Source organism: Microbacterium sp. Bi128 (assembly GCF_918698205.1).
The window spans coordinates 1-5,159 of the sequence record NZ_CAKKMM010000288.1; the positions used below are offsets into that span (position 1 = coordinate 1).

The window sequence follows — 5,159 nt, forward strand, 5'->3', positions numbered from 1 at the left end:
TCTTCGGGCCGGCCGGCATCCGGTGCAGAACTCCCCGGCCCGGCCGGTAGAGGCTCAGCACACGAGCGCCCTCTCGTATTCGTCGACGACCGCGGATGCCACCCCCGCGGCGCGGACGCCCCCGTCGGCGAACAGCATGGCGGCGGCGCAGCGCCGCGCGAGCGCCAGATCGTGGGTCACGAGGATCAGCGCGTGCCCGGCGTCGGCGAGCAGGTGGTCGGCGACGCGACGCGCGTTGCGGGCGTCGAGGAAGGCGGTGGGCTCATCGGCCACGACGAGATCCGGGTCGCGCACGAACGCGCCGCACAGGGCCAGGAGCTGCTTCTGCCCGCCCGAGAGGTCGTGCGCGGACCGCTCGGCGAGCTCCGCGAGACCGAAGCGCTCCAGGGCGCGCGCCACCCGCTCGGCGCGCTCCGCCCGGGGCAGGCGCTCGGCGCGCAGCGAGAAACCCACGTCGTCGGCGACGACCGGCATCACGATCTGCGCGTCGGGGTTGCTCAGCACGAGGGCGACACGGCGGCGGTGCTCGGCGGCATCCCGCTCGGGGTCGAGCCCCCGTACCCGCACGTCGCCGGTGTCGCGCCGGACGAGACCGGCGAGCACCCGGGCGAACGTCGACTTGCCCGAACCGTTGTCCCCGACGATCGCGATCGTGCGCGCCTCGAGATCGACGGTCACGGCGCGCAGCACGTCGCGGCCGTCGAGCCGCACGCCGAGGTCGCGGCAGTGCAGGATCACGCGGGTACGGGTTGCTCGACCGGAGCGACCCGCCACTGCCGGCGGAAGCCCCGCGGATAGGCCCGCACCAGAAGGGTCACGACGATCGTCGCGATCGCCGCCTTGAGCAGGTCTCCCGGGACGAACACGAGGCTCGTGAGGGCGGTCTCGCCGAGCGGGAGTCGCGTCACGAGGCTCTGCACCGGGATGCCGAGCGCGTAGATCGCCACGACACCCCCGGCGACCATCGCGATCGCGGTGCGCCACCACACCGGGCGACGGTTCCCGGCGTGCACGATGAGCCCGATGACCATCGCGCCGAGGATCCAGCCGAGCGCGTAGCCCGCGGTCGGACCGAGGAACACCCCGAACCCCCCGCGGCCGCCGGCCAGCAGGGGCAATCCGATCGCGACCAGGGCGAGCACGACCGTCGCCGATAGCGCGCCCAGCCACGGGCCGAGGATCGCGCCGGCGAGCATCACACCGAGGGTCTGGGCCGTGATCGGAACGCCCCCGAAGACGGGGAAGCTGCCGGGAAGCCCGAGCACGACGATCAGGGCGGCGAAGACGGCGACGCGTGCGAGGTCGGTGGCATCCGGGGTGCGGAGTGGGGTCGAAGAAGTCATGTCGATCCTTACCTGAACAGTGTTCACCTGAACGGTGTTCACTATACTGAGAACCGTGACCCCTCCAGGACGCGGTCGCGGCCACTCGGCCGACGACGTCGCGCGCGCCGCGCTGCGGATCCTCGACGACGACGGACTCGCCGATCTGACGATGCGTCGCCTCGCCGCCCGCCTGGACGTCCAGCCGAGCGCGCTCTACTGGCACTTCCCCAACAAGCAGTCGCTGTTGGCCGAGCTCTCCGACCGCATCGTGGGGCAAGCGGCATCCCTGCTGCGCGGTTCCGGTGTCGCCGCCGAGGCCCGCGCGCTGCGCGACGCCCTGCTCGCCTACCGGGACGGCGCCGAGGTCGTGTCGAGCACCCTCGCGCTCGGCCTCGGGGCGTCGGCCGCGCACGATCGCCTCACCGCCGCCGTCGCCGCCGAGGGCTTCGACCCCCGCACATCGGCGCGCGCGGCGACGACACTGCTGCACTTCGTCCTGGGCCACGTCTGGCACGAGCAGCAGCGCCTGCAGTACGACAGCGTCGGCGTCGCCGCCCCCGGCACGGACCATTTGCCGGATGCCGACTTCGCCTTCGGTGTCGACCTCATCCACCGCGGCCTGCACGCCGAGGCATCCACCCCGTCGGTGTAGGCCCGGCGACAGGAGGCGCGGCCGCCACCGCACGCCGCCTGGACCCGCACCCCGAACCGTCCCGCGGAGAACTCCCCCACACGCCGCCCCCACGGCATCCCGAACCGGGCGTGTCGACCCGAACTCCACACGACGGCACACCCCACGGCCCACCCGCGCAGCGTCGCCGCGTCAGCGCTGCTTGACGTCGCCGAACAGTCGCGCGATCGGGACGAGCACCGACGGGCGCGCGGCAATCCACGCCGCGGCCATCGCGAGCAGGGATGCCGCGAACAACAACAGTCCGGTCGGGTCGGCGGCAAAGGCGTCGGGGTCGACCGATCCGCGGGCGGCGTACATGTGGTTGAGGTTGCGCAGCGCGCCGGTGGCGAGCACGAGGAAGACGTGCACCGCGATGAACGCGACGAAGAAGAGCATGACCGGGAAGTGGATGCGACGCGCCCACTCCGCGGGGAGCAGGCGGTTCAGCCGCGCGGCGTCCCGCGGCCACACCACCGACAGCCGCACCCCCGTGACGATCGCGAGCGGCGCCGCGACGAACGTGATCGCGAAGTACGACAGCTGCTGGAGGCTGTTGTAGTTCACCCAACCGTTCTCGGTCGGCCAGTCGAGCGAGACGTACTGGAGCGCCGCCGACAGCGCGTTCGGGAAGACCTCCCACGCGGTCGGCACGATGCGCATCCACTGGCCGGTGACGAACAGCAGCACGACGAACACGACGCCGTTGGCCATCCACAGCACGTCGATCGCCTGGTGGAACCACAGCGCGAGGCTGATCCGGCGCTTCTTGTTTTCCCGCGGCGACCAGAAGGCGTTCGGCCGCTTCTCGCGCCGGAACTGCAGCCCCGAGCGGATGACCAGCAACAGGAACAGGCCGTTGAGGAAGTGCTGCCACCCGAGCCACGCGGGAATCCCCACCGGCGCACCGGCCGGCAGGTCGTAGGCGCCGGGGTACATCTCGAGGAATCCGCGGACCGGCCCGAGAGAGACGAGTACCCGAGCCATCAGCACGAGCAGCCCGGCGAGGACGAGCGCCGCCGCCCCGAGGATCAGCGCCGAACCCACCCACTGACCGAGCGTGAGATCGCCGAAGCGGCGCGGCTCGACGCGGGACGACCCGCTCTGCGGGATGCGGGGTGTGGGGGCCATCTACTTTTCGGGGCCGAAGCGGAGATCTGGACTCCCGACGATACCGAAACCCGCCGCACCCCCGGGTGCGTGCGGCGCCTCTCGACCGCCGATCCCGGCATGCGCGCGATACCGTGAGGCAGGAGGAGAACGGATGCCGAGACGCCTACCGGTCGACCCGATCGCCGAAGCCAAGCGCCAATGGCTCGCGCACGGCTGGGACGACGCCGCCGATGGCATGACCGTCGTGACCTCGGTGATCCGCGCGCATCAGTTGCTCATGGCATCCATCGAGCGCGCTCTGAAACCGCTCGATGTGACGTTCTCGCGCTTCGAGATGCTGCGGCTGCTCGCCTTCACGCGAGAGGGACGGATGCCGATGGCCAGCGCCATCGCGCGGCTCCAGGTGCACCCGACGAGCGTGACGAACACCGTCGAACGCCTCGCGCGCGATGGGCTCGTGACACGCGAAGCGCACCCCACCGACGGGCGCGCGGCACTGCTCGTCCTCACCGATGCCGGCCGCCGACGGGTCGATGAGGCCACCAATGCCCTCAACGTCGTCTTCCGCGATCCCGGGCTCGCGCCCGAGGACGCCACGGAGCTGGTGCGGATCATCGCCCGATTCCGCAAGAACGCCGGCGACTTCGCCGATCCCGCACCGACGCCCGACCCGCTCTGACCGCCGCTGCCCGCTCAGCGGTGCGAGAAGTTCGGCGTCCGCTTCTCGCGGAACGCAGCCATGCCCTCTTTCTGGTCGGCGGTGTCGAAGAGCGACGCGAACACCTGACGCTCGAAGCGCACGCCCTCGGCGAGCGTCGACTCCAGGGCGACGTCGAGCGCCGCCTTCGCCGCGTACAGGGCCGGCAGCGGCTTCTCGGCGATCGTGCGGGCGACGGTCTCGGCCTCGGCGAGCAGGTCGGCGGCGGGGACGATGCGCGAGACCAGACCCGCGCGCTCGGCCTCGACCGCGTCGATCATGCGGCCGGTGAGCACCATCTCGGCGGCCTTGTAGTACCCCAGGGCGCGAACGAGCCGCTGCGTCCCGCCCATGCCGGGGATGACGCCGAGCTGGATCTCGGGCTGACCGAACTTCGCCCCGTCGGAGGCGAGGATGACGTCGCACATGAGGGCGAGTTCGCAGCCGCCGCCCAGCGCATAACCCGACACGGCGGCGATCACGGGCGTCCGCACGGCGGAGAAACGGCTCCACGCCCCGAAGTGGTCGGTCAGGGTCATCTCGAGCCCCGACTTGCCCTCCATCTCTTTGATGTCGGCGCCGGCCGCGAAGGCCTTCTCGGAGCCAGTCACGACGATCGCCCCGACGTCGGGAGCGTCGTCGAACGCCGTCGCGGCCGCGACCACCTCGGTCATCGACTGAGTGTTCAACGCGTTGAGCGCCTCGGGGCGGTCGAGGGTGATCCACCCCACCCGTCCACGCTGCTCGACCCGGATCGTCTCGTACGCGGCACCGCGCTGCTCGCTCATGTCACTCCCAGGGGCTAGAGGTGAAGGTTCCCTGGCATCGTCGCACGCTCCCCCGACATCGCCGAGGGGGTTCCGCGTCACGCCGCGAGGACGCTCCGTCCGATGATGAGCCGCATGATCTCGTTGGTGCCCTCGAGGATCTGGTGCACGCGCAGATCGCGGACGACCTTCTCGATGCCGTAGTCCTGCAGGTATCCGTAGCCCCCGTGGAGCTGCAGCGCGTCATTGGCGACGCGGAAGCCGACGTCGGTCGCGAACCGCTTCGCCATGGCGCACCGGGTCGCGGCATCCGGGGTCTGGGCATCCAGGTGTTCCGCCGCCGAGTGGACCAGCAGGCGCGCGGCCTCGAGCTCGGTGGCCATGTCGGCGACGGCGAAGACGACGGACTGCTTCTCGGCCAGGGCCTCGCCGAACGTGAAGCGCTCGTGCACATAGGCGACCGCGCGCTCCATCGCCCAGCGCGCGCCGCCGAGCGAGCACGCGGCGATGTTCAGGCGACCGCCGTTGAGCGCGGACATCGCGATTCCGAAACCGCGCCCCTGGCCGCCGAGCAGATTCTCGGCCGG

The 5,159-nt window shown here is 71.4% G+C and carries 7 protein-coding genes; 2 read left to right on the forward strand and 5 right to left on the reverse strand.

Translation table 11 applies throughout. The features are described from left to right. Positions 1-54: 54 nt before the first annotated feature. Both LQV45_RS17200 and LQV45_RS17205 read right to left on the reverse strand, forming a co-directional pair. Positions 55-738 carry an energy-coupling factor ABC transporter ATP-binding protein gene (locus LQV45_RS17200; protein ID WP_230008071.1) on the reverse strand — a complete coding sequence of 228 codons (684 nt, stop codon included), beginning with the start codon at positions 736-738 and terminating at the stop codon, positions 55-57. After that, positions 735-1,343 carry a biotin transporter BioY gene (locus LQV45_RS17205; RefSeq protein WP_230008072.1) on the reverse strand — a complete coding sequence of 203 codons (609 nt, stop codon included), beginning with the start codon at positions 1,341-1,343 and terminating at the stop codon, positions 735-737. Before LQV45_RS17205 ends, LQV45_RS17200 begins: the two co-directional genes overlap by 4 nt. A 55-nt stretch (positions 1,344-1,398) precedes the next feature. Here LQV45_RS17205 and LQV45_RS17210 point away from each other — a divergent pair, with 55 nt between their 5' ends. Continuing rightward, positions 1,399-1,977: a TetR family transcriptional regulator gene (locus LQV45_RS17210; RefSeq protein WP_290370263.1), complete on the forward strand. Its 579-nt coding sequence runs from the start codon at positions 1,399-1,401 to the stop codon at positions 1,975-1,977. Positions 1,978-2,148: 171 nt separating this feature from the next. Here LQV45_RS17210 and LQV45_RS17215 read toward each other — a convergent pair whose 3' ends face one another. Continuing rightward, complete coding sequence (locus LQV45_RS17215; RefSeq protein ID WP_230008073.1) at positions 2,149-3,126, reverse strand: cytochrome b/b6 domain-containing protein; 978 nt, start codon at positions 3,124-3,126, stop codon at positions 2,149-2,151. A gap of 133 nt (positions 3,127-3,259) precedes the next feature. Here LQV45_RS17215 and LQV45_RS17220 point away from each other — a divergent pair, with 133 nt between their 5' ends. Next, positions 3,260-3,787, forward strand: a complete 528-nt coding sequence (locus tag LQV45_RS17220; RefSeq protein WP_230008074.1) for a MarR family winged helix-turn-helix transcriptional regulator — start codon at positions 3,260-3,262, stop codon at positions 3,785-3,787. A gap of 14 nt (positions 3,788-3,801) precedes the next feature. Here LQV45_RS17220 and LQV45_RS17225 read toward each other — a convergent pair whose 3' ends face one another. Together LQV45_RS17225 and LQV45_RS17230 are read right to left on the reverse strand one after the other, a co-directional pair. After that, positions 3,802-4,593, reverse strand: coding sequence for an enoyl-CoA hydratase-related protein (locus tag LQV45_RS17225; protein ID WP_230008075.1), 792 nt, complete (start codon positions 4,591-4,593; stop codon positions 3,802-3,804). A 77-nt stretch (positions 4,594-4,670) separates the two neighbouring features. Then, a partial coding sequence (locus LQV45_RS17230; RefSeq protein WP_290370264.1) for an acyl-CoA dehydrogenase family protein occupies positions 4,671-5,159 on the reverse strand: 489 nt, incomplete at its 5' end.

Excerpts from the sequence above, each read along its gene's own strand:
- LQV45_RS17205 (WP_230008072.1), bottom strand. The coding sequence starts at position 1,343 with ATGACTTCTTCGACCCCACTCCGCACCCCGGATGCCACCGACCTCGCA.
- LQV45_RS17215 (WP_230008073.1), bottom strand. The coding sequence starts at position 3,126 with ATGGCCCCCACACCCCGCATCCCGCAGAGCGGGTCGTCCCGCGTCGAG.
- LQV45_RS17220 (WP_230008074.1), top strand. The coding sequence starts at position 3,260 with ATGCCGAGACGCCTACCGGTCGACCCGATCGCCGAAGCCAAGCGCCAA.
- LQV45_RS17225 (WP_230008075.1), bottom strand. The coding sequence starts at position 4,593 with ATGAGCGAGCAGCGCGGTGCCGCGTACGAGACGATCCGGGTCGAGCAG.